Raw genomic sequence first — 20,877 nt, 5'->3', positions numbered from 1 at the left:
TAAAGACGCTCTTGTAATCTGCATGCACATGAAAGACGAACATCGGAAAGCCGTATGAGGGAAAACCTCACGTACGGTTTGATGAGGAGGGGCTGAAAGTTTCAGCCCTTCACTCTAGCAGACCGGCGATCGGACTGCTGATACGGGTGGTGATGCCCCGGTATTCGGGTCAAAGAGATAGGCCGGAGCAACTGAACGATGTCGAATTGGCGCAGGCCGCCTTTTTACGATATGATGGTATAAAACGGTTCTAAAATGGCGGTTGCCAGCATGGATTGTGAAAGGGGCAAGATGAGGTTGAAATGGTTTGTTGGTCTCGGCAACCCGGGACGGCAATATGAATCGACGCGTCACAACATCGGTTTCATGGCGCTTGACCGGTTTGCCGATCGGCACGGGATCAAAATTACGCAAAGCAAATGCAAAGGGCTGCTCGGCGAAGGGCATGTGGCAGGGCAAAAGGTATATTTGCTGAAGCCGCAGACGTATATGAATTTATCCGGCGAATCCATTCGGGCTTTTATGGATTTTTACAAAGCTTCGGTCGAGGATTTAATCGTCATTTACGACGATTTGGATACGGTGTTCGGCCATATTCGGCTTCGCTATCAAGGAAGCGCAGGAGGACATAACGGGATCAAATCGACGATTCAGCACCTTGGCTCGCAGTCGTTTAACCGGATTCGCATGGGGATTTCACGCCCGGTTCCGGGGCGGGAAGTCGTGGATTACGTTCTCGGTTCGTTCACGAAGGAGGAAACGCAAACGCTGCCGGACGTTCTCGACAAGACGGCCGAGGCGATGGAGCATCTGCTGACGAATCCGTTCGAGAAAACGATGGGCAAGTACAACGCATAGGCGTATTTTAGGCTAAAATTCACCCGTTCTGGACATAATGTTTAACAATGCGCAGATCATTGGCAGCGAAACGGCGGCTGTACGGCCGAACGCTGCACTGACGAGCCGAAGCATTCGGTCCAAGACGGGAGGAGTTTACGTATGGCTATAAAATATACTTGCCGCCATTGTCAAACCACGATCGGGGAAATTCATCAGCACGGAGTCAGCGAATACCAGCTGGGCTTCCATTTCTTGACCCCCGAGGAACGTAGAGATATAATATCATATGACCCAAGTGGGGACGTCACCGTGAAGGTAGTATGCGATTACTGCCGTGAAGCGCTTGAAGCCCATCCGGAGCTTTCGCTTTTGGGGAGTCCTCTGCAATAAGGGTTTTTTTCGTATTTCGGCTATCCGAGCATCTTTTCATTGGTGGACCGGCCTAAAGCGTGAACCGCTCTAGGCTTTTTTATAACATCAGAATGCTTAAGTTTCCAGCGAAGCTGGATCATTCTGATGTTTCAAGAAAAGCTTCCGCTACAACACGAATGTATCTTCTTCGAATAGACGTCGATGCGAGCTTTTCTTATAACATCAGAATGCTTAAGTTTCCAGCGAAGCTGGATCATTCTGATGGTTCCAGGGAGGCTTCCGTTACGCCTGCGGCGTATTTCCTCTCGAAAGGGCTTCGACACCGGAAGCTTTTCTTTGCGGCGCGGAAGCATTCCTTCGCTGACTGTTCATTATTCTGGATAAACGTTTGCCGCCGCTTGGGCGGCATTAGCCGTTTGTCCTTCGTTTACGTGGCTTGAGAGGAGTGTCCAGCTTTGCAGGCTTTAATCCAGACGTTTTCTACGGATTCGGATTTTCAAAGCATCGTAACCGGCATTCGTTCCGGGATGAGAGAGCAGCTCATCGCCGGCTTGACCGGTTCATCAAGACAAGTTATGCTGGCTGCGCTGTACGAAGAGTTAAAGCAGCCGCTCTTTATCGTAACGCACAATATGTTTTCCGCCCAAAAAATGTTCGAGGATTTGGCCGAGCTTGTGCCTGCGGATCAAGTGGTGCTGTTCCCAGCGCAGGAGCTGCTTGCGGCGGAGGCGGCCATCGCAAGTCCGGAAATGCTGGCGCAGCGCATCGATGCGCTGTCGAGGCTGAACGCCGGATTCCGCGGCATCGTCGTCGTTCCGTATGCGGGCATGCGGCGCGTGCTTCCGAGCCAGGAGTCGATTGCGGCTGCGCAGTTCTCGATCAAAGTAGGGCAAACCATCGCGATGGACGATCTGGTCGCAAGGATGGTTGAGCTTGGCTACGAACGCGTGGAGCGGGTCGAAAACAAGGGCGAGCTTAGCGTTCGCGGCGGCATTGTCGATTTTTTCCCGCTGGCGTCCGCGCACCCGTATCGCGTGGAACTGTTCGATGTAGAAGTAGATTCCATTCGCTCCTTCGATACAAGCGATCAGCGCTCCATCGAGAAGGTTGAGGAGCTGCGGGTTACGCCGTGTCGTGAGATCGTTGCGGACCGTAACCGTTTACAATCGGCTGCGCAGCATGCTTTCGAGCTGCTGCAGGAGCAGCTTGGCAAAATGACCGACCGCCAAGCGAAAGACCGGCTGCTGGAAGGCATCGGCCGCGAAATTGAAATGCTCCGGGAAGGGCAGCATTTCGCGGGCTTGTTCAAATATGTATCGCTATTGTTTCCCGAGAAGCAAACCCTGCTGGATTATTTGCCGAATGACACGATCCTGCTCGTCGATGAGCCTTCCCGTTTGCTAGAAACGGCGAAGCAGCTGGAGAAGGACGAAGCGGAATGGACGACGATGTCGCTGCAGGAGGGCAAGAGCCTTCCCGCGTTCGCGCTGTCCAAACCTTATGAAACGCTGCTGCACCGCAGGCCGTATCCTACGTTGTACATGTCGTTATTTCTTCGTCAGGTGCCGCAAACGACGCCGCAAAATATCGTCAACTTCATGTGCCGCGTCATGCAAACTTTTCACGGGCAGATGAATTTGCTCAAGAGCGAGATGGAGCGCTGGAAAAAAGCCGGCGCGAAGGTCATCATGCTCGCGAGCGGGACCGAACGGGTCGAACGGATGAAGCGGGTGCTGGCCGACTACCATATCGAAGAACCGCAAATTCTCGACGGCAACCTGCAAACCGGTTTTGAGCTGCCCGGAATTCATCTGGTTGTTATCACCGAAGGCGAGATGTTCACGCGCAAGCAGCGCAAGGCGCGCAAGGTGGACTCGAAGATGGAGAACGCCGAGCGTATCAAAAGCTATCAGGAGCTTAAGATCGGCGATTATGTCGTGCACGTCAACCATGGCATCGGGAAATTTGTCGGCATCGGCACGCTCGAAGTAGGCGGCATTCATAAAGACTATCTTCACATTATGTACGCCGGCGGCGACAAGCTGTCGGTACCGATCGAGCAAATCGACCATATTCAGAAATATGTCGGGGCCGAAGAAGGCAAAGAACCGAAAATTTACAAGCTTGGCGGCACGGACTGGAACCGCGTCAAAAGCAAGGCGCGCGCTTCCGTGCAAGATATTGCCGACGATCTGATCAAGCTGTATGCGGAGCGTCAGGCGACCAAAGGCTATGCGTTCAACTCGGACAGCGCCTATCAGCAGGAATTCGAAGGCATGTTCCCTTATGACGAAACGACGGATCAGCTGCGCGCCATCACCGAGATTAAGAAAGACATGGAGAAGCCCCGGCCGATGGACCGGCTGCTGTGCGGCGACGTGGGCTACGGCAAGACGGAAGTGGCCATTCGGGCGGCGTTCAAATCGGCGATCGACGGCAAGCAGGTGGCGGTGCTGGTGCCGACGACCATTTTGGCCCAGCAGCATTATGAAACGTTCCGCGAGCGTTTCTCCGGATTCCCGTTCAACATACAGGTACTGAGCCGGTTCCGTTCCAAGAAGGAACAGACCGAAACGATGAAAGGCGTCAAAAACGGAACGATCGACGTCGTTATCGGGACGCATCGACTGTTGTCCAAAGATGTGGTGTTCAAGGATCTCGGGCTGCTCATTGTGGACGAGGAGCAGCGCTTCGGCGTATCGCATAAAGAGAAGCTGAAGCGGTTGAAAACGAATGTGGACGTGCTGACGCTGACGGCGACGCCGATTCCGCGCACGCTGCATATGTCCATGCTCGGCGTACGGGATTTGTCCGTTATCGAAACGCCGCCGGAAAACCGGTTCCCGGTGCAAACGTATGTCGTCGAGCATAACGCGTCGCTTGTACGCGAAGCGATCGAACGGGAGCTGGCGCGCGAAGGGCAAGTGTATTACTTGTTCAACCGGGTACAGGGCATTACGCAGATTGCGGAGCAAATTTCCATGCTCGTGCCGGATGCGCGCGTGACCGTAGCGCACGGGCAAATGTCCGAACAGGAGCTGGAGAAGGCGATCCTTGACTTCCTCGACGGGGAGTACGACGTGCTGGTCAGTACGAGCATTATCGAAACCGGGGTCGACATTCCGAACGTCAACACGCTGATCGTGCATGATGCCGACAAGATGGGCTTGTCCCAGCTGTATCAGCTGAGAGGACGGGTCGGGCGGTCGAACCGGATCGCCTACGCTTACTTCACTTACCAGCGCGACAAAGTATTGACCGAAGTGGCGGAGAAACGCCTGCAAGCCATCAAGGAGTTTACAGAGCTGGGGTCAGGGTTTAAAATTGCTATGAGAGATTTGTCCATACGCGGCGCCGGCAATCTGCTTGGCGCGGAGCAGCATGGATTCATTGCGTCGGTCGGGTTCGACTTGTATTCGCAAATGCTCGCGGAAGAAATCCAGAAGCGGAAAAAAGAAATCGGCGGCGAAGCCGTACCGGAAAAGAAGGTTTGGTCGACGCAGCTCGACATTTCCCTCGATGCTTATATTCCAGGCGATTACATTTACGACAGCATGCAAAAAATCGAAATCTACAAAAAAGTGGCAGGAGCCCAGACGCTCGAAGAAGTCGCGGAGCTGCATGACGAGCTGGTGGACCGCTTCGGCGACCTCCCGCAGGCCGTGCACAATTTGCTGCTGGCCGCCAAGCTGAAAGTATTCGGCGCCATGTATGCGATCGAGACGGTCTCGCAAAAAGGCACGGACTACGAGCTGAAAATCGATGCAGGGCAAAACGGCAACCTGGATGGACAAAAGCTCTTTCAACTCGCAGCCGAGTTCGATAATCGCGTGAAGCTGATCAGCGGCCCGCAAATTCATATCGAACTGAAAGGCAAGGGACTCAAGCCAGAAGAATCCATCGATTTGCTCGAAAGGTTTCTGGTACAATATAAGCGTGTGCTCAAATCGAAGGGAGAGCTGCAACATGTGGCGAAATAACAAAGGATCGATACGAAAAGGGCTGACCGCTCTTTTGGCTATTATACTCGTATTTACAGTAGCGACAGGCTGTGGCAACAAAAAGAATGCGGCGGCTCCTGACGGAGCGCCGGCAGGCAAGCCGGGCGACGTGCTTGTGACGTACAAGGACGGGGGAAATGTGACCCGGGAAGAGTTCGATAAATTTTTGAACGTCAATATGTTTTTCTACAAGCAGTATGCCCAGTTCAAGGACGATCCTGCGTTTCAACAGGACATGATGAAGCAGCTCGTCACGTTCAAGATTTTATCGTCCCGCGCGGACGATAAAGCGAAGACGGAAGCGGACAAGCAGTCGAAGGAGCAACTGGATCAGATCAAGACGTTCCTGGGCGCTCAAGAAGGCGGAATGGACAAGATGCTGAAAGACGCGAACCTGTCCGCGAAGGACGTAGAGGATTTCGTTCATCGCAGCGTGCTGGCCATCGTGTCCGAGGAAAGCAAAGTGTCCGATAAGGAAATCAAAGACGTATACGACGGGAAGCTGACGCAAGATAAAAACGCGTTCGACTTCGCGACGGTCAGCCATATTTTGATCGGCACGACCGACCCGGCGACGGGCAAAGAATCGCGCACGAAGGAAGATGCCTTGAAGCGCGCGAAGGAAGTGCAGGACAAGCTGAATAAAGGCGGCGACTTTGTGGCGCTGGCCAAGGAATACTCGGAAGATCCGGGCTCCAAGGACAACGGCGGCAAATACGAGAACGTCAATATTTCGCAATGGGTGCCGGAATTCAAGAAAGCGGCAATTGAACTGCCGATCGGCAAAATCAGCGATCCGGTGGAGACGAGCTACGGCTATCATGTGATGAAGGTTGAGTCGCGCAAAACGAAAACGTTCGATGAAATGAAGGAAGAGTTAAAATCGGAGGCGGCCGAGTCGAAGCTGTATGAATTCGTCGATAAAGAGCTGCCGACGTTGATCGAGAAAAACAATTTACCGCAGCCGAAAGCGCCGGAACAGGCGCCGGCGGACGCTCCGAAAACGGAAGCGCCGAAGACCGAAACGAAGTAATATTTTACCAAGGCCTCCGCATGGGGGCCTTGGTTTGTTTTCTTTTTTTTGGACATAATGAAAACAGCGGCGGCAAGCTTGGTACATAGTGGAGAGGCGACCGCGGAACAAGGCAGTGCATGCATAAGCATCTGGGAATCGAAGAATACTATGGATAGTCGAATTCCCTCCATACGTATACAAGCATTAGTCCAGTCTGTATCCAATTTCTTCAAGGAAAGCGAGGCATCTAGACTTATGAAAGCAACTGGAATCGTTCGCCGCATTGACGACCTTGGAAGGGTCGTAATCCCGAAAGAAATACGCCGCACCTTACGCATCCGGGAAGGGGATCCGCTGGAAATATTCGTCGATCGGGACGGAGAAGTGATCTTGAAGAAATATTCTCCGATCGGCGAGCTTGGCGACTTCGCCAAGGAATATGCCGAATCGCTTTTTGAAAGTACCAATCATATTACGATGATTTCCGACCGCGATACACTGATCGCTGTAGCTGGCGGTTCAAAGAAAGACTACCTGGAGAAGCAAATCGGCGCAATGGTTGAGCAGTGTATGGATAATCGCAAGGCAACGCTCGAAAGCAACTCAGGCACCTATGAGGTGTGCAAAGATATGCCCGAAACGTATAGCTCCTACGTTGTCGCTCCGATCGTAGCGGGAGGAGACCCGATTGGCTCTGTGATTTTGGTCAACAAAGACGAGAGCGTCAAGATGGGTCAGATGGAGCTGAAAATGGCGGAAACGGCGGCCGGCTTCCTTGCGAAGCAAATGGAACAATAATCGGTCGTTGGCATCCGGTATTACATGGCAATGGAATCGCGTTAATGACGGATAAGGCTTCTTGCTTCCTCCCTGTGCGGAGGGGCAGGGGGCTTTTTTCGCGCGCGGTGCTTTGGAAATGGGCGGTAAATACGATATAATGTTGGCGGTGGCAGAGGAAAAGAGGGACCGGGATGGACAATGGTAACGAGCGGAACCGAACGGGGCACGGAACGTCAGACAAGCAAGACGCTGGTTCCGCGCTGCTGAAAGGAGCCGCAGTACTCGGGCTGGCTGCCGTCGTCTCGAAGCTTATCGGCACCTTGCAAAAAATACCGCTGCAAAACATCGCCGGAGATGCGGTATTCGGCATTTATAATGCGGTCTATCCGCTATACATTTTAATTTTGTTTCTGGCCACCGCGGGCTTCCCGTTGGTCGTATCGAAATTTGTATCCGAATATGCGGCGCAGGGACGTCTGGAGGAAGCGCGCCGGGTGCTGCGGGTTGCCGCTGCCGCGTTAACGGTCACCGGCGCGCTGTGCTGCGGGCTGCTGTACTTCGGCAGCGAACGGCTCGCCGCATGGATGGGCGCGGCCCAGACCGCCACGGCGATTCGCAGCGTGTCGTTTGCGCTGCTGCTCGTGCCGATGATGTCCGCTTTGCGCGGGTACTTTCAAGGCTTTCAGCTTATGGCGCCGACCGCATGGTCGCAGGTGGTCGAGCAAGCGGTGCGGGTCGTGACGATGTTCACGCTGCTCATCGTATGGATGCGCGCCGGGTTCGGGCCGGACGCGATCGCTGCGGGCGCGACCTTCGGGTCGGTCACCGGCGCGGCCGCTGGCCTTGCCGTCATGCTGTACTATTGGCAGCGTGAACGGCGGGGGAATCAGGCGGTCATGCTGCCGGACGGCAAGGGCAAGGAGCGCCCTGCGAAGTCGCTCCGCGAAGACGGAGCGCTGCTGAAGCGGATGGCCGCCTACGCCATTCCGCTATGCCTGGGCTCGATCGCTACGCCGGTGCTGACGTTGGTCGATTCGTTTACGGTCCCCCGGCTGCTCCGGGGGACTGGACTCGGAGAAACGGAGGCGCTGTATCAGTTCGGGCTGTACAATCACGGGCTGCCGCTTGTGCAGCTCGTGGCGATGATCGCTTCGTCCATGTCGGCGGCGATCGTACCCGCCATCGCCGAAGCGCGTCAGCGCGGTGACCGGGCAGCGGTGCGTCGGCGCGCCGGGATGTCGCTGCGGGTGACGTGGCTTCTTGCTTTCCCGGCCGCGGTTGGACTGGCGCTGCTGGCGGCGCCGATCAACGGGATGCTGTTCAACACCGCCGAAGGCACGGCGGCGATGTCAGTTCTCGCGTTCACCGCGTTGTTCTCGGCGGTGAACATCGTCGCGAGCAGCGTGCTGCAAGGCTTCGGCGCCGTCCGGGCGCCCGCGCTGTACCTGCTGCTGGCGGCGGGCGTGAAGGCGGCCGCCAACGCGGTGCTCGTGCCGCGCCTCGGCATCGACGGCGCGGCCTGGGCCGCCGTCGCCGCCTACGCCCTCGTGGGCGGGCTCGCGCTGGCGCACGCGCTGCGCGCCTGCGGCGTCACGGCCCCGAGCGGCCGCGCGCTCTTGAAGCCGATCGCTGCGATCGGCTTCATGGCGCTCGGCCTGCTGGCCGTGACGCACGGCGCTGCGCCGCTCGCGCGGTGGGCCGCAGCGATGCCCCCGCGGGGCATTGCCACGGCTGTCGCGCTCGGCGGCGTCGCCGCGGGCGCGCTCGTGTATGCGCTCGCGCTGCTGCGCTTCGGCGTCGTGACCGCGGCCGAGCTGGCGCACGTCCCGCAGCTCGCGGGCAAGCCGCTGGCGCTGCTTCGCAAACTACGGCTGCTCCGCTCGTAAGCGGATGCGCCCAATGACAAGGAGAGTGGCGGGCCATGGCTACGCAACCGCAAATTACCGTCGTCGGCCTCGGAACCGGCGACGAAAGTCAATTGACACTCGGCGTCTGGAGGAAGCTGCAGGCCGCCGGCAAAGGCGACGGTGCGCTGTACCTGCGCACCAAAGAGCATCCGATGGTCTCGATGCTCGACCATCACGGGCTGCGCTACCAGACGTTCGATGCCGTGTATGAGGCGAACGACGCCTTCGAGAGTGTATACGAGCAGATTGCCGAAGAACTGATCCGGCTGGCGAAGTCGACGCCGTCGGAAATATTGTACGCTGTGCCGGGGCATCCGATGGTCGCGGAGCGGACGGTGCAGCTGCTGCGGGAGCGCTGCTCCGCAGAGCATATCGTGCTGGCGCTGCTGGGTGGCGAGAGCTTCCTCGACCAGGCGTTCCTTCGCCTCGGCTTCGACCCGATCGAAGGCTTCCAGCTGCTGGACGGCACATCGCTTGCTGCGAGTTCGTTAAACCCGCTCATGCATACGCTGATCGGGCAAGTATACGACGCGTATACCGCTTCCGATGTGAAGCTGACGCTGATGGAGCTGTATCCCGACGATTACCGCGTCGTCGTGGGCCATGCACTCGGCGTGGCCGGGGAAGAGCGCGTGCGGGAAGTACCGCTCTACGAGCTGGACCGCGTCGAAGGCTTCGGCAATTTGTCGCTCGTCTGGGTACCGAGGGGGACCGTGGACGAGCTTCGCAACCGCACCTTCACGCGGCTGCACGAAATCGTCGAAATTCTTCGCAGCCCGGAAGGCTGTCCATGGGACCGCGAGCAGACGCATGCCTCGCTGCGTAAAAATTTGATCGAGGAAGCGTACGAAGTATTGGAGACGATCGATGAGGACGATCCGGATCATATGTGCGAAGAGCTTGGCGACTTGATGCTGCAGATCATGCTGCACTCGCAAATCGAGGCAGAAGCGGGAACGTTCACCGTCTACGACGTGATTCAGGGGCTGAACGAGAAGCTGATCCGCCGTCATCCGCATGTGTTTGGCACGATGAAGGCGGATGATGCCGAAGAGGCGCTTGGCAACTGGCAGCAGATCAAAGCAGAGGAGAAGCGCAGCAAGGGCATCGATCCGGAGGCGCTGCCGCTGCTCTCCGGCATCCCGCGGGAGCTTCCGGGACTGATGAAGGCATACAAGCTGCAGAAGAAGGCGGCGAGCGTCGGCTTCGACTGGAGCACGCTGGAGCAGGTGATGCCGGTTGTCGAGTCGGAGCTGGCGGAACTGAAAGAAGCGATCGAGCGGTTCGGCCAGGCGGAGCGGCAGGAGGAACTGGGCGATTTGCTGTTCGCCGTCGTCAACCTGGCGCGTTTTCTCAAGGTGGACCCCGAAGAAGCGATGGCGGACGCCAACCGCAAATTTTTTGAACGGTTCGGTTATATCGAATCGCAGCTGCGTTTAAAGGGCAAACAATTTGACCAGACTGATTTGCTAGAGATGGAATCTTTGTGGCAGGAAGCAAAAAAAGTTCTAAAAAACAAACGAAGCTAGCAGGAATTTCCTGATCAGCAAAGAATACATAAGCTTAGCTTTATCTAAAGAGGAGGATTATTGTCTCATGAACAAAACTGACTTGATCAACAACATCGCAGAAAAAAGCGGCCTGACGAAAAAAGACGTCGAGTCCGTATTGAACAGCTTCCTTGGCGAAGTAACAGATGCGCTGTCGTCCGGCGACAAAGTGCAGCTGATTGGCTTTGGTACATTCGAAACTCGCAAACGCTCCGGCCGTACAGGCCGTAACCCGCAAACCGGCAAAGAAATCACGATTCCGGAATCGAAAGTTCCTGCCTTCAAAGCAGGCAACAAGCTTAAAGAAGCGGTGAAGTAATGCGGCTTGATAAGTTTCTCAAGCTGTCCCGGCTAATCAAGCGGCGCACCGTCGCCAAGGATGTGTCCGAACAGGGGCGCGTCTGGATTAACGGCCGGGAAGCGAAACCGAGCAGCGCGGTGAAGGTGGGCGACGAGTTGACGGTTCAATTCGGACAGAAGCTGGTTACCGTTCGCGTGGAGCTTTTGTCCGAGTCGACCCGCAAGGAAGACGCGGCTCAAATGTACACGCTGCTGAAGGAAGAAATGAACAAGAGCGACAACGGGTTCCTGTGAGCGGAACCGTGGAAAGACCGGGCAATGCCCGGTCTTTTCTTTTTCGCGCAGCGCCTCGCGGCCGTAACTGCCGAAATCGGTTGTTCTAAACCTGGGACGACCTCCATACGTTAATAGTAAACAAGTAGCCTGTACAACGGACTCGCGCAGAGTCGCGGTTGCAAGTTTGCATGCAAAACGTCAAGGAGGGGATCGATACCTATGGTCGAACAACCGGGGAAAGTCAAGCGCCAGGAAATTCGAATGCTCAATCGCAAGCTGCTCGAAGTATCGGGCGTGATGAATGTCGAAAGCTTCGACAGCGAGGAGTTTTTGCTGGAAACCGAGTGCGGCTTTCTAATGATCAAAGGGCAAAACCTTCATATCAAAAACCTCAGCCTGGATCAAGGCTTGGTGGCGATCGAAGGCTACGTGAACGAGCTGGCATACGTCGATACAAACTCCCAGGGCAAGGCCAAGGGATTTCTCGGCAAGCTGTTTAAGTGACGCTGCAAATCCAATTCGTGACGATGGGCATGATGTATGCAGGAGGGCTTGCGTTAGGAGGACTGTTCGATGTGTACCGGGTGCTCTCAGGCCAGCTTAGAGTACCCTTGTGGTTAAAGGCGGTTCTCGACCTGCTGTACTGGTTTATCGGCACGATTATCGTATTTAAGCTGCTCTACGAGAGCAACTGGGGCGAAGTGCGCTTCTATATTTTCGTAGGGCTGATCGCCGGCATTCTTTTTTATTTTTGGCTGTTTAGCCGGCCGGTCATTCGGGTAATTCAATTTATGATCCGTGCGGTGCTGACGGCTATTCGCATCGGGAAGCGGATGATTGAGCTGTTCATTATAAAGCCGATCGTCCTGTTGTACCGTTTGATCGTGATCATTTTAGGATTTTTAGCCGCCACCGCTATATTCCTGTACAAAATTATGTTACAATTATGCTATCCTGTGTGGAAATTGTTATTATGGATGGTGCGGCCTCTAGGGCGCTATCTCCGTATCCCGGTTCCCGCTTGGGTAAAGAAGTCAGGTCAAAGCATCGCGGCGTGGGTTCGCAAGCTCTTTTGAGCCTTTGCGAGCAATGGGATCATTTGCTATGAGTACCGAAAGGGGCTTTGAGCCGAAGCGCTTCTTGACAATGACAAGGCGTATCGCGTGACGCAAGGATTCGTCCTTCCGGTCTTGCAAGCAAGCGGCATCAAAAAAACGGTCTGGCTACTGGAAGAACTCGGGGCGGAGTTTTTTCCTATCGGACGTAGGAGGATAACCAGTTCATGCAGGCAGTGTCTAAAGCAAACCGGACGCAACCGATTAACAAGGGTTCTTTCCGCAGACGTCGATTGGTGTTTCTCATGCTTGCCGGTTTCATGAGCTGGGCGGGGATTACCTTATGGAACCAAGAGGGCAAATTGTCCGAACGCCAGGAGAAGGTAAGCGCGCTGCAGCAGAAGCAGCTGGAATCCGAGCAAATCAACAGCAATGTCCAGCGGGAGATTGAACGTTTGAATGACCCCGAGTATGTGGAGCAAAAAATTCGCAAGGACCTTCATTACGTGAGACCGGGGGAAACGCTCTTTTTCACCCCAAAGCCGCAGAAGCAATAAAAAGAGAAGCGTGCGCTTTAAAGTTGTGTTGACCGTATATGGATGGTACGATATAATCGGCATAGCTCCGATTTTTCCATGTCTTTTTTAACTATTTAAGGGAGGAACATTTTACTTTATGTCAATCGAAGTGGGCAGCAAGCTGCAAGGAAAAGTGACAGGGATTACTCACTTTGGCGCGTTCGTTGAGCTTTCCGAGGGCGTGACCGGTTTGGTTCATATCTCGGAGATTGCAGACAACTATGTCAAGGATGTAAACGATCATCTGAAGCTGAACGATACCGTCACCGTGAAAGTAATTAATGTCGACAAAGACGGCAAAATCGGGTTATCGATCAAACAAGCGGTAGATAAACCGGTGGACGCGCCCCCAACAAGGCCCGCTCGTTTTGAACGCCAAGGCGGCGGAGACCGCGGCGGATTTGGCCGAGGCGACCGTGGTGGCCGTGGCGGTGGAAGACCTCCCCAACCAAATCGACTTTCGTTCGAAGACAAGATGGCACGTTTCTTGAAGGACAGCGAGGACCGCATTTCTTCCCTGAAGAAAAACACGGAAGGCAAGAGAGGCGGACGCGGCGCTCGTCGTGACTAATATATTCATCGACAACCGTATGGACCAGCGGCTCATACGGTTTTAATTTTGCCGCCGGGAATGCGATGTGCCATGCGAACGGCTGTCGGTTGACAAGCTCCCGACAGTTGATATATACTCATTTGTGTTGTGGCGGCGTAGCTCAGCTGGCTAGAGCGTACGGTTCATACCCGTAAGGTCGGGGGTTCGATCCCCTCTGCCGCTATAAGCATACCTCTTCGACCCTGCGGCTTACGTTTAAGCTGTCAGGGTCGTTTTATTATTGGCGACAGCAGTTGGCGGGACGGAAAGCCTGTCATCCTATAAGCAAAAGGAAGAGCGATCCATGAGTTCAGTGAAAGAAGTGGCGAAGCGGGCAGGGGTATCCTCCGCTACCGTATCGAGAGTGTTGAACAACGATCCCGCGGTCAAGCCGGAAACAAGGAACAAAGTGCTGCACATTATTCGCGAGCTGAATTACAAGCCCAACCTGATGGCCAAAAATTTGCGGAAGCAGTCCAGCAAGACGATCGTTATGGTGCTGCCTACGATGGCGAACCCGTTTTTTGCCGGCATTGCCCGGGGAGCGCAGGCCGCGATTTCCGAAAGCGGCTATAACGTCATCATCGGAACGACGGAGTTCGACAAGCTTCAACTGGGCACGTACATTAACCTGCTCAATACGAATTTGGCCGACGGCCTCATCCTTGTTTCTTCGAACATGTCGAAGGAAGCGCTGTTGAAATTATCGAAGCAGCATCCGGTCGTGCTGTGTAACGAATATTACGACGATCTGGACATACAGAGTGTGAGCATCGACAACCGTCAAGCCGCATATGACGCCGCGCGCGAATTGCTCGCAAGAGGATACCGGAACATAGGCTTTGTGACGGGGACGAGAGAATCAAGCTCGCTGCTCGGCCGGATGAGCGGATATCGGCAAGCACTGCAGGAAGCGGGCATGGCGTTCAATGAGCATCTGGTCGTTAAAGCGAAGAGCAACTATGAACAGGTGGTTGAAGCGGTCAATAGCATTGCAGAGAAAGAGAAGTCCTTGGAAGGCTTGATCGCCAATTCGGATATGCTGGCCTCCTATATACTGAAAGGGATCAAGGAAGGCGATATTCGACTTCCCGGACGGCCCGGCTTGATCAGCTTTGACGGTACGTTTTTGTCCGAGGTTATGAATCCGGCATTGACCACGGTGGCGCAGCCCATGTATGACCTCGGTTATGCCTCGGTCGGATTGCTGCTTCAAAAACTGCGAAACCGACCGGAGACGGCGGACAAGCGGCATTTTTTGCCGCACCGGCTTATCGTTCGGGAAACTTAAGAGACAACCAACATCCGTGCTTCGTGACGGATGTTTTTTTGTTTTGCAGGGAATTTAAATTTATAGTTGATTTATTTGGTAAATAATATATAATAAAAAATTGAACGTAAAATGTAATCGATTCCATGAAAGGGTGGTATGCATGAAGGGGAACCTGCAAAAAAACAATCACAGCGGGGATAGCAGCATGCTGAAGACCGGGGCGGCGGCCCTTGCACTGATTGCGCTGCTGGGCGGCTGCAGCAAAGGCAATGACAGCGCTGCTGTTCCGCCAGCGGAAGAAAAGCATGATCCGGTAACGGTTAAGGTGGGTATCAAATCGACCGGCTATTTAAGCGAGGAGGAATTCGACAAATACATTACGAAGCCGGTAAAGGCGAAATACCCTTGGATTACGGCAGAGCGCGTCGTGTATACGAATAACTCCATTAACGAGCTCGTCGTTGCCGGGCAAACGCCGGACATTATCATTACGAATAACGTGAACGGGATGCCGCAGCTGAACGATCTCGATTTGCTCGATTCCATCCAAGGCTTGGTCCAAAAGCAAGGACTCGATCTTTCGCGCATCGAACCGGAAGCGCTTGCAGCGGTCAAGGCGGCGACGGGCCGCGAGGATCTCGTTGCGCTGCCGTACACCCGCAATTTTGCGGTACTCTATTATAACAAGGACATTTTTGACCGTTTCGCGGTTCCGTATCCGAAGGACGATATGACATGGGAGCAAGTAACGGAGCTGGCGAAGAAGGTCACTCGCAATGAAGGCGGCGTGCAGTATCGGGGGCTGGAGCCGAACGTGCCGGAACGATTGGGCTCCCAGCTGTCGCTTTCTTTTGTCGACAAGAACAATCGTGCCGTAGTCAATACGGACGCGTGGAAAAAGGTGCTGGGCCAGCTGACGGCCATCTATGAAATTCCGGGCAACAAGGACATCAGGTATAAAAGCAAGGCGGACGATCAGTTTGCAAAGGACCGGACGCTGGCGATGCTGGCGGAAATCAACATCTTGTTTGATGCCAAATTAAACGAGCTTCCCGATCTGCATTGGGATATGGTCTCCTTCCCGGTGTGGAAGGAAACGCCGGGCATCGGTCCGGGCCCTGACGAGCATTTGATGGTGCTCAGCAAAGTAAGCAAGCATAAAGAGGATGCGTTTCGTATCATGACGACGGTGCTCTCGGACGAGGTTCAACTCGATATGGCCAGACAAGGGCGAATCAGCGTATTGAAAGACAGCAAGGTTCAGAAGGCATACGGAGAAGGGATGGCTTTCATGAAAGGGCGCAACATCGGAGCCATCTTCAAAACGAAGCTTGCGAATCCGTACGTCCCTTCGGTTTACGACTCCGCGGCGATGACAACGCTGCAGAATGAATTGAAAAACGTTGTAACGAAAGGGAAGGATCTCAATTCGGCGCTTCGAGATGCCGAAGAAACCATCAATAAAAATATTCAAACGCAGCAGAAAAAATAACGGTACGAGCCGAAACGCAGGCCCGCGTCTGCTTCCGAGCAGGCTCGCATAAGGAGATGGCATGATGGGCAAAAGGAACATCTGGCGGATAGGCGGCGTTGCGGCGGTCGTTATGCTCCTTTGTGCCGGCATAGGGTTCTGGCGAAGCGGGGAAGCCAGCCTCCCTGTGGACGCGCCTCCGCATGTCCCGGTCAAAGTGATGACCTTTAACTTGAGGTATTTGAACACAAAGGATGAGCAAACGTGGTCCAAGCGGCTGCCGGTAATAGCGGAGCTGCTGCGCCGCGAAATGCCGGATGTGATCGGGACGCAGGAAGGCGTTCTTGCGCAGCTGAGCGGCCTGGATCGGGAGCTTTCTTCCTATGGACGAATCGGAGAAGGCCGGGAAGGGAAAGACAAGGGCGAATACGCCGCCATATTTTATAATAAAACTAGGTTAGCGCTGCTGGAATCGGGCAACTATTGGCTGTCCGATCAGCCGGAGAAGGCCGGGTCCAAATCTTGGGGCAACCGGCTTCCCCGTATGGCGACTTGGGCCAAATTTGAAGACGTGATCACGAAGCGTTCGTTTTATTTGGTCAACACGCATCTGGATCATGAGTCGGAGCAGGCGCGGATAAGAGGGGTACAGCTCATTCATGAGAAGAGCAAGGCATATGACTCGAAGCTGCCGGTCATTTTGACTGGCGACTTCAACAGCACCGCGCTGCACGCCCCCTATCGGTATTTGAGCAACGAAGGCCAGTTTCAGGATGTGACGAAAACGGCGAAAACGATGATAGGCGAAAAGCTCGGAACGTATCATGGATACCGCGATCCGAAAGGCGGCGGCGTGCTTAATCGGATCGATTGGATATTGTACCGTGGCCAGGTCACAGTGAATTACGCGAAGATCGATGACTTTGTCAAGGATGGCATATATCCGAGCGACCACTACCCCCTCATCGCAGAGCTGTTGTTGTAAATCGAAGGAGGATCTATTTCATCATGATGACTATTACCAATCGGAAAGTGGCTGGGCTAACGCCCGCCTGGGCCCCTTTTTACGGCTTTTCCCTGCTGTTCGACAATCCGGGGCACAGTGTAGCGGCGGGCGACGCAGAAGGGGAGCTCGAAGCGATGGCATGTCACCCGGATGAACCGGCGTTATCGTTTTACCGCACATTTCATGAGCAGTCCGCAGAGCTGGAACAACTGCATGCGGATTACTTGCTGTGCCCGCTGCCGTTTCATTCGTACCATGTCACCGTGTGGGACGGATTGAACGTCTCGAACGTGAATAAGATGACGGCATACAGCCAGGAGGCGGAACGTTTCGTTTCGGAGCTGCCGGGAAGTCTTCTGACGGACAGCCCGTTCTTGCGGCGCACGGGAGGCGAAGCGATTCGAATTAATGTAGACGGCGGCATCCGCTTCGCGTACGACGCCTTGGAGAACCGCGGGAACAGCGCGCTCGTGGTGAACGTCAAAGCCGCCGACCCGGAATCGGCCGAAAGGCTGAAGGAGGTCGAGCGGCTGCGCAGCGAACTGAACGCCGAGTTTCAGGAGCGGTTCGGGGTAACAACCGCTTCGGCGGATTATCGTCCGCACGTATCGCTCGGTTACTTCGCCAACAAGGAGCTGGGCTCACAGTCCGCAAGCGCCCTGGAGCGGCTCGACGATAGGCTGCGCCAGGCGTCCGAAGGCCGTACGGTTACGTTCCGCAGCATCTCCTTGTATGGCATGACCGATATGCAAACGTTCATTCGTAAGCGGCCGGACAACGCAAGGCCGCAATAATACGCGATACACAAAAAATAAGCTTAGCCGGGTGCTGATTTCCCCGACGAAGCTTATTTTTTTGCATGTTTGTACACGTCAACGCGCTCGGGGCGGCCACTGGTTTTGTCGGATGGACGGGTGCGTCCCCGTGAATCGACACGTTGTAACGTAATCAGCCGCAGCTTCATCCGGCGATGCTTCGAACGCCTGTTCGAAACGACGGTCGAAGCTCATTCATGTAATCGATTACAATGTGTTCAATGCGTGCTCTTCCTCACATTTCGCGAACGGCACCCTTTTTGTCGGAAAAAACTTTGAATCTACCAACTCATTATGACAAACTTTCCGAAAGACACCTATTATACTAAGTACCACTAATAGCTTATGGGTGGTGTAATGAAAATATGCAAAAATGGCAAACTTTTAATCAAGTGGAAACGGTTTGGTCTGGATGGATGCATCGTGCAAAGCAAGCGGCAGGCAATGCACTTGTGAAAAACCGGCTCGTGCAGACGCTCGTCGCCAAGAAGTGGTCCATTTTGCTGCTCTTTATGGCCTTTCTGCTCGGTCGGGCAATGATCCTCGATCAGCTTGCTCCGTTCGCGGTCGCGTTCTTCGCCGTCATGTATTTCTTGAGAAGGGAACTGCTGTATTGGTCGGGTGCGTTCCTGGCGGCGGGAAGCTTGTTCTCGTTAGATCCGAAGCACACGGGATATTTAGTCGTCGAGATGCTGGTATTCATTCTTATCCAGAAAGGCGTCGAACGATTCGAGCGGTCCGATATTTCGTATGCACCGGTGATCGTGTTTGCTTCTACTTTTCTAGTCCAGCTGTTCTCGCATTTGGCTGATGCGCAGATGAGCTGGTATACGTTCATGATGACCGGCGTGGAATCGATGCTCAGTCTCATTCTGACACATATCTTTTTGCAAGCGATCCCAGTGTTTACATTATCCCGCAAAAATTATGTTCTTAAGAATGAGGAAGTGATCTGCCTCATTATATTGCTCGCCTCGGTCATGACAGGGACCGTAGGCTGGCTGATCGGCCCTGTCACGCTGGAGCATGTGCTGTCCCGCTATTTGATCCTGCTGTTCGCGCTTGTCGGCGGTGCGCCGCTTGGAGCATCGGTCGGCGTCATTACCGGGCTCATTCTCAGTCTTGCGAATTCGAGCGCCATTTACCAAATGAGCCTGCTCGCCTTTGCCGGGATGCTTGCCGGGCTGCTTAAGGAAGGCAATAAAATGGCGGTAGCGATCGGCATGCTGCTCGGGACATCGATCCTGTCCATCTATTTGGGCAATCAATCGGAAGTGATCAACTCGACATGGGAATCGGTTGCCGCCGTTCTGCTGTTTCTCCTAACGCCGAGAGGCGTCATTCAAACGCTGGCCAAATATGTTCCCGGGACGCAGGAGAATTTGAAGTCGCAGCATGACTATGCGAAGCGGGTACGGGATGTGACGGCCGGGCGAGTGGAGCAGTTTTCGGAGGTATTCCGCCAGCTTTCCCGCAGCTTCAAGCAGATTACGGCCGAAGTGCAGCCGATGCAGCGTGAAGAAGAGGTCGGCCATTTTATGAACTCGGTGGCGGAGAAGTCATGCGCTTCCTGCTGGAAGAGGCAGCAGTGCTGGGACGACAAGTTTTACCAAACATATAAATTCATGACCGATATGATGACCGAGGTGGAGCTTCGGGAACAGATGACGAAGAAAGATTTGCTGCCGGAATGGAGAAAGGCGTGCATCAAGCCGGATCAGGTGCTCGGCGTTATGAAGCAGCAGTACGATCTGTACAAAAACGATCAGCATTGGAAGAGGCAGATTATCGACAGCAGGCAGCTTGTGGCGGAACAGCTGTCTGGTGTTTCGCAGGTGATGGAAGACTTGGCGAAAGAAATCAAACGCGAAGGACAGGAGATGTTCATGCAGGAGGAGCAGATTCGCAGCGCGCTTGAGGAGCTGGGGCTATCCATCCATAGCATTGACGTGATCAGTCTTGATGAAGGCAATGTGGAGATCGAAATCATTCATCAATATACGAAAGGGTTTGACGAATGCCGTAAAATTATTGCGCCGCTGCTCTCGGAAATATTGGGCGAGCATATCGCCGTCAAGGACGAGCAGGCGCTCGAACGGAAGGAAGGATACAGCACGGTGTTGTTCGGCTCGGCCAAGGAGTACGAGGTGGAAACGGGCGTAGCGGGAGCGGCCAAAGGCGGGGATTTATTGTCCGGCGACAGCTTCAGCACGACGGAGCTCAGCAACGGAAAGTTTGCGGTGGCGCTCAGCGACGGTATGGGCAACGGCGAGCGGGCGCGGGCGGAGAGCAGCACAGCGCTCACCATTTTGCAGCAGCTGCTGCAGTCGGGCATGGACGAGAAGCTGGCGATCAAGTCGGTCAATTCGATATTGATGCTGCGTTCCTCGGATGAAATTTACGCGACGGTCGATGTGGCGTTGATCGATTTGTACAGCGCGCAGACGACATTCATGAAGATCGGCTCGACGCCAAGCTTCATTAAGCGCGGCAGCGAGGTGTTCCCGGTGACGGCCAATAATTTGCCGGTCGGCATCGTGCACGACATCGATGTCGATCTGGTCAGCGTCCCGCTGCAGCATGGCGATACGCTCATTATGATTACCGATGGCATCTATGATGCCCCCGGCCATGCGGTCAACAAAGAAATGTGGATGAAACGGATGATCGGCGAGATCGATGCCGAGACGCCGCAAGAGTTTGCCGACGTGCTGCTGGAGCGGGTTGTCCGATATCATCACGGCGAAATTTATGACGATATGACGGTCGTCGTCGCGCGCGTCGAGAAGTTTCAGCCCGAATGGGCGACGTTCCGCTGGCCCGGCCTCCAGAAGATCGACCGGCCGAAGACGGTCAGTTGATCGGCGGCAGCGGCGGCGCTATGGATCAGCATGCAGCATAAACTATAAAAAGCGGTGCTCCGAACGGATGCCGCTTTTTTGTGCTGCCTCAGGGGCGATCCGAATGCTGACGGTTATTGGCGGTCGTACCGGAACTTTTCGAAATCTTCGCAGCCAGCTGATAGGGTTATCCAGCTCTCCCGAGG

18 protein-coding genes and 1 tRNA gene are annotated in these 20,877 nt (G+C 54.6%); all 19 read left to right on the top strand.

Going from position 1 to position 20,877, the window contains the following annotated elements; translation table 11 throughout:
- Window positions 1-297: 297 nt before the first annotated feature.
- Window positions 298-858, top strand: a complete 561-nt coding sequence (gene pth / locus KXG62_RS29935; protein WP_218095683.1) for an aminoacyl-tRNA hydrolase — start codon at window positions 298-300, stop codon at window positions 856-858.
- 141 nt (window positions 859-999) lie between these two features.
- Window positions 1,000-1,230: an anti-sigma-F factor Fin gene (fin, locus tag KXG62_RS29930; RefSeq protein ID WP_218095682.1), complete on the top strand. Its 231-nt coding sequence runs from the start codon at window positions 1,000-1,002 to the stop codon at window positions 1,228-1,230.
- 437 nt (window positions 1,231-1,667) lie between these two features.
- The gene (gene mfd, locus KXG62_RS29925) at window positions 1,668-5,192 is read left to right on the top strand and encodes a transcription-repair coupling factor (RefSeq protein WP_218095681.1); all 3,525 of its coding nucleotides are present in this window, start codon (window positions 1,668-1,670) and stop codon (window positions 5,190-5,192) included.
- The gene (locus tag KXG62_RS29920) at window positions 5,179-6,246 is read left to right on the top strand and encodes a peptidylprolyl isomerase (RefSeq protein ID WP_218095680.1); all 1,068 of its coding nucleotides are present in this window, start codon (window positions 5,179-5,181) and stop codon (window positions 6,244-6,246) included. Before mfd ends, KXG62_RS29920 begins: the two co-directional genes overlap by 14 nt.
- Window positions 6,247-6,483: 237 nt before the next feature.
- Window positions 6,484-7,026, top strand: coding sequence for a stage V sporulation protein T (gene spoVT / locus KXG62_RS29915; RefSeq protein ID WP_218095679.1), 543 nt, complete (start codon window positions 6,484-6,486; stop codon window positions 7,024-7,026).
- 173 nt (window positions 7,027-7,199) lie between these two features.
- On the top strand, window positions 7,200-8,894 hold the full coding sequence (locus tag KXG62_RS29910) for a putative polysaccharide biosynthesis protein (protein ID WP_218095678.1): 1,695 nt from the start codon (window positions 7,200-7,202) through the stop codon (window positions 8,892-8,894).
- A gap of 35 nt (window positions 8,895-8,929) precedes the next feature.
- Window positions 8,930-10,444: a bifunctional methyltransferase/pyrophosphohydrolase YabN gene (gene yabN / locus KXG62_RS29905; protein ID WP_218095677.1), complete on the top strand. Its 1,515-nt coding sequence runs from the start codon at window positions 8,930-8,932 to the stop codon at window positions 10,442-10,444.
- Window positions 10,445-10,511: 67 nt separating this feature from the next.
- Window positions 10,512-10,784 (top strand): HU family DNA-binding protein, encoded by a 273-nt coding sequence (locus KXG62_RS29900; protein ID WP_218095676.1) that lies wholly within the window; start codon window positions 10,512-10,514, stop codon window positions 10,782-10,784.
- Complete coding sequence (locus KXG62_RS29895) at window positions 10,784-11,059, top strand: RNA-binding S4 domain-containing protein (protein WP_218095675.1); 276 nt, start codon at window positions 10,784-10,786, stop codon at window positions 11,057-11,059. Before KXG62_RS29900 ends, KXG62_RS29895 begins: the two co-directional genes overlap by 1 nt.
- Window positions 11,060-11,260: 201 nt before the next feature.
- On the top strand, window positions 11,261-11,545 hold the full coding sequence (yabP, locus tag KXG62_RS29890; RefSeq protein WP_218095674.1) for a sporulation protein YabP: 285 nt from the start codon (window positions 11,261-11,263) through the stop codon (window positions 11,543-11,545).
- Window positions 11,542-12,117 (top strand): spore cortex biosynthesis protein YabQ, encoded by a 576-nt coding sequence (yabQ, locus tag KXG62_RS29885; protein ID WP_218095673.1) that lies wholly within the window; start codon window positions 11,542-11,544, stop codon window positions 12,115-12,117. Before yabP ends, yabQ begins: the two co-directional genes overlap by 4 nt.
- Before the next feature lie 206 nt (window positions 12,118-12,323).
- A complete protein-coding gene (locus tag KXG62_RS29880) occupies window positions 12,324-12,653 on the top strand; it encodes an FtsB family cell division protein (protein ID WP_218095672.1) in 330 nt (109 codons plus the stop codon).
- Window positions 12,654-12,771: 118 nt separating this feature from the next.
- Entirely contained in the window at window positions 12,772-13,245 is a 474-nt protein-coding gene (locus KXG62_RS29875; RefSeq protein ID WP_218095671.1) for a S1 domain-containing RNA-binding protein, read from the top strand.
- A 131-nt stretch (window positions 13,246-13,376) separates the two neighbouring features.
- Window positions 13,377-13,450 (top strand) — tRNA-Met (locus tag KXG62_RS29870).
- A gap of 120 nt (window positions 13,451-13,570) precedes the next feature.
- Window positions 13,571-14,557, top strand: a complete 987-nt coding sequence (locus KXG62_RS29865; RefSeq protein ID WP_218095670.1) for a LacI family DNA-binding transcriptional regulator — start codon at window positions 13,571-13,573, stop codon at window positions 14,555-14,557.
- Between the two features lie 142 nt (window positions 14,558-14,699).
- Window positions 14,700-16,031 (top strand): ABC transporter substrate-binding protein, encoded by a 1,332-nt coding sequence (locus KXG62_RS29860; protein ID WP_218095669.1) that lies wholly within the window; start codon window positions 14,700-14,702, stop codon window positions 16,029-16,031.
- A 61-nt stretch (window positions 16,032-16,092) separates the two neighbouring features.
- Window positions 16,093-16,995, top strand: coding sequence for an endonuclease/exonuclease/phosphatase family protein (locus tag KXG62_RS29855; RefSeq protein ID WP_218095668.1), 903 nt, complete (start codon window positions 16,093-16,095; stop codon window positions 16,993-16,995).
- A 23-nt stretch (window positions 16,996-17,018) separates the two neighbouring features.
- Window positions 17,019-17,810, top strand: a complete 792-nt coding sequence (locus KXG62_RS29850; protein ID WP_218095667.1) for a 2'-5' RNA ligase family protein — start codon at window positions 17,019-17,021, stop codon at window positions 17,808-17,810.
- Between the two features lie 386 nt (window positions 17,811-18,196).
- Window positions 18,197-20,692: a stage II sporulation protein E gene (gene spoIIE / locus KXG62_RS29845; RefSeq protein ID WP_218095666.1), complete on the top strand. Its 2,496-nt coding sequence runs from the start codon at window positions 18,197-18,199 to the stop codon at window positions 20,690-20,692.
- Window positions 20,693-20,877: the final 185 nt, after the last annotated feature.

Origin of the sequence: Paenibacillus solanacearum, from assembly GCF_910593845.1 — a bacterium.
Lineage (GTDB): Bacteria > Bacillota > Bacilli > Paenibacillales > NBRC-103111 > Paenibacillus_G > Paenibacillus_G solanacearum.
This window is presented reverse-complemented; position numbering and strand designations above follow the sequence as displayed.

Excerpts from the sequence above, each read along its gene's own strand:
- fin (WP_218095682.1), top strand. The coding sequence starts at position 1,000 with ATGGCTATAAAATATACTTGCCGCCATTGTCAAACCACGATCGGGGAA.
- KXG62_RS29920 (WP_218095680.1), top strand. The coding sequence starts at position 5,179 with ATGTGGCGAAATAACAAAGGATCGATACGAAAAGGGCTGACCGCTCTT.
- spoVT (WP_218095679.1), top strand. The coding sequence starts at position 6,484 with ATGAAAGCAACTGGAATCGTTCGCCGCATTGACGACCTTGGAAGGGTC.
- KXG62_RS29910 (WP_218095678.1), top strand. The coding sequence starts at position 7,200 with ATGGACAATGGTAACGAGCGGAACCGAACGGGGCACGGAACGTCAGAC.
- yabN (WP_218095677.1), top strand. The coding sequence starts at position 8,930 with ATGGCTACGCAACCGCAAATTACCGTCGTCGGCCTCGGAACCGGCGAC.
- KXG62_RS29900 (WP_218095676.1), top strand. The coding sequence starts at position 10,512 with ATGAACAAAACTGACTTGATCAACAACATCGCAGAAAAAAGCGGCCTG.
- KXG62_RS29895 (WP_218095675.1), top strand. The coding sequence starts at position 10,784 with ATGCGGCTTGATAAGTTTCTCAAGCTGTCCCGGCTAATCAAGCGGCGC.
- yabP (WP_218095674.1), top strand. The coding sequence starts at position 11,261 with ATGGTCGAACAACCGGGGAAAGTCAAGCGCCAGGAAATTCGAATGCTC.
- KXG62_RS29880 (WP_218095672.1), top strand. The coding sequence starts at position 12,324 with ATGCAGGCAGTGTCTAAAGCAAACCGGACGCAACCGATTAACAAGGGT.
- KXG62_RS29875 (WP_218095671.1), top strand. The coding sequence starts at position 12,772 with ATGTCAATCGAAGTGGGCAGCAAGCTGCAAGGAAAAGTGACAGGGATT.
- KXG62_RS29865 (WP_218095670.1), top strand. The coding sequence starts at position 13,571 with ATGAGTTCAGTGAAAGAAGTGGCGAAGCGGGCAGGGGTATCCTCCGCT.
- KXG62_RS29860 (WP_218095669.1), top strand. The coding sequence starts at position 14,700 with ATGAAGGGGAACCTGCAAAAAAACAATCACAGCGGGGATAGCAGCATG.
- KXG62_RS29855 (WP_218095668.1), top strand. The coding sequence starts at position 16,093 with ATGATGGGCAAAAGGAACATCTGGCGGATAGGCGGCGTTGCGGCGGTC.
- KXG62_RS29850 (WP_218095667.1), top strand. The coding sequence starts at position 17,019 with ATGATGACTATTACCAATCGGAAAGTGGCTGGGCTAACGCCCGCCTGG.
- spoIIE (WP_218095666.1), top strand. The coding sequence starts at position 18,197 with ATGCAAAAATGGCAAACTTTTAATCAAGTGGAAACGGTTTGGTCTGGA.